This window comes from Sphingomonas sp. (genome assembly GCF_031380695.1).
GTDB lineage: Bacteria > Pseudomonadota > Alphaproteobacteria > Sphingomonadales > Sphingomonadaceae > Sphingomicrobium.
Map to the genome: position 1 here is coordinate 1 of NZ_JANMWY010000229.1, position 2,622 is coordinate 2,622.

Annotated in this window: 3 protein-coding genes; 1 reads left to right on the plus strand and 2 read right to left on the minus strand. The window is 64.0% G+C overall.

Annotated features, from left to right (window positions below; translation table 11 throughout):
- Together RMN84_RS08145 and RMN84_RS08150 are read right to left on the minus strand one after the other, a co-directional pair.
- The coding region (locus RMN84_RS08145; protein ID WP_309611678.1) for an aminotransferase class I/II-fold pyridoxal phosphate-dependent enzyme at positions 1-1,020 on the minus strand (1,020 nt) is incomplete at its 3' end.
- Entirely contained in the window at positions 1,017-2,222 is a 1,206-nt protein-coding gene (locus tag RMN84_RS08150; RefSeq protein ID WP_309611679.1) for an aromatic ring-hydroxylating dioxygenase subunit alpha, read from the minus strand. The genes RMN84_RS08145 and RMN84_RS08150, both read right to left, overlap by 4 nt.
- A gap of 163 nt (positions 2,223-2,385) precedes the next feature.
- On the opposite strand from RMN84_RS08150, the gene RMN84_RS08155 reads away from it, so the two are divergent.
- On the plus strand, positions 2,386-2,622 hold a 237-nt coding region (locus tag RMN84_RS08155), incomplete at its 3' end, for a hypothetical protein (RefSeq protein WP_309611680.1).

Genomic DNA, 2,622 nt, shown 5'->3' on the forward strand with positions numbered 1-2,622 from the left:
GAGCGCGAACGAGAAGGTCGAGCCCGCGCCGCTGCACTGGCGGTCATAGACCGCGCGTACGGGCGTGCCCTCGGCGAGGTGACCGAGATGGGTCTGGCCGGCGACCTTGGGAAGATCGCGCAGCGTATCGGCGATCTTGCGCGCATTGGCAGAGGCCCGCTCCATGCGCAGATGGACCGTCTCCATCGAACGCAGCAGGAGCCAGCTAGTATAGGGGTCGAGGTGGCTGCCAAGCGTAGTCCTGAGCAAGCGAAGCTCGTGAACCCGCGTCAATTTCCCGCTCACCCCGCCTGCAAGCAAGTCGCTGTGTCCGCCGCAATATTTGGTCAACGAGGTCATGCACAGGTCGGCACCCAGCGCGATCGGGCGCTGCATCAGAGGGCCAAGCAAGGTGTTGTCGACGATTACGAGCGGCCGGGCGCCGGTGCGAGTGCCGACTTCATCGGCGATTGCCACGACAAGCGCGATATCGACCATCGCCGCAGTCGGATTGGCCGGGGTCTCGATGATGATCAGCTTGAGCGGTCCCGCCGTAAGCGCCTCGTTGACCGCTCGCTCGATGTCCGCCCGGTCGCAACCGTCGGTGAAGGCGAAGGACTTCACCCCGAAACCCGGCATGAGGTTGGTCAGCAGCCCATTGGTCCCGCCGTAGATCGGTCGGCTGAACACCACGCTGTTCCCCGGCCGCAAATGCGCCAAGGCAATCGCGCTGTGGGTTGCCATGCCGCTGTTGAACACTGCGGCCGCCTCGGCTCCATCCAATGCAGCCAGCCGTGCCTCGACCATGTCGAGATTGGGGTGGCCGAGCCGCGCGTAGATATGGTTGGGCTTGCCCGCTTCGGGCCCGGTACCGTCGAAATAGGCCTCGTGGATATGCTTCGCCTGGCGGGCCGACGCATAGGCGAAGGTCGAGGTCATGGTGATCGGCGGCTTGGCCGAATTGCCCGCGCTCGCCGGATCGTAGCCGGCGCGAACCGCGAGCGTCTCGGGATGCCAGGTCGGGTCGTGGTGCGCCGTCATGCTCCGGCTTCATCGAGATAGCGGCGGGCGGTGGCGCAGTACCAGTCGAGGAGGCGAATCGTCAGCGATTCCGCGTCGGCACTATAGGGTCCCGGCGTGTAACCAGGGGAGAAGATCCCCCGCTGGTTGTTTTCAGCCAATGCCTTGTCTTGCAAGTTGGTGCGGGTCCATAAATCGGTCAGCGTCTCGACGCTGTAATCGACTCCTTCGACGGCGTCCTCGTGAACCAGCCATTTCGACACGACATGGGTTTCGGTCGGCGAGATCGGCATGGCGGTGAAGGCGAAGGTATATTCGCTGGTCGAATGGCAGAAGACGTTGGGCTCAATCGCCCAGCGCATCGACCCGGTGTCGCCCCCGCCCGCGTCGCACATCAGTTTCGCGACGTTGAACTCACCGTCCATGGTCATTGCTACCGAGCCTTCGTTGAGCGGAAAGCGGACCGCCTGCCACCAATCCTCGCCGGCCGGACCCATCGGCAGGTCGAGCGCGGCGATGCGCTGCTCGAACGCCCGCGAGGCTGCGGAATCGAGGCCGAAATAGGCCGAGGCATTGACCGGGAAGGTGCGCGACAGTTCGGGGTGGCCGGTTGCACAATGGTAGCATTCGCGGGCGTTCTCCATCACCAGCTTCCAGTTGGCCTGTTCGACCAGAACCGAGTGGTGCGCCAACTTGGCATGGGCGAAGTTCTGCGGGGCGAGGAGGGGGGTCAGGTCGCGCCGCATCGTGTCGATCGGCGGCGGCGTGTCGGCGAGGCAGATCAGAATTGCGCCGGCGACGATCTCGAGGTTGACCGGATTCAAGCCATGCTCGCCCTTGTCGAAATCATCCGGCATCCGGCCCGCCGCGAGTAGCCTGCCGTCGAGCCCGTACGTCCAGCGATGATAGGGGCAGACGATCCTGGCGGCATGGCCAGCGCCGACCGGACACAGAACCGATCCGCGGTGGCGACAGCTGTTATGGAAACCGCGCACCGTGCCGTCTCGGCCGCGCATGACCAGGATCGGCCATTGGCCGATAGTTAGCGAAAGATAATCGCCAGGTTCGCGCAGCTCGACCTCAAACCCCACGAACAGCCAGCTTCGGCCAAATACCGCAGCCAGATCAAAGGCGAAGAAATCGCCGTCGGTATAGAAGGGCTGGGGCAGTGAATGGCCGAGAGGCCGCGCGCGCAGCTGCGCCGAAATCTCCTTCAGGTCCACCAGTCATCTCCCGTTCTCGCCATGGTAGGTCGCACGTCGGGCGGGTCGAATGAAAATCGCATTTCCGCATGGCGGCATGTCAAAACATCGGGCGACGGCCCATGGCCATCCGCATGTCATGACCTGAATGCGAAACCCCGATGCCGTAATAGGTTTTGCGGGGATGATACGGGTTGGTTATGTCGTGGCGGTGGATATCATCGCCAACCCCCAGCCGCCCGCGCTGACGCCGGCACCCGAGACGATCGCGGTGCTCGAGACGATTGAGGCGCGGCTGCGCTGGCTGTCGTCGTGGACGATCCATAACGCAAACCACCTGCGCGAGAGCCGTGACGGATTGAAGGTCGGCGGGCATCAGGCGAGCTGCGCGTCGATCACGGCGATCATGACCGCGCTCTAC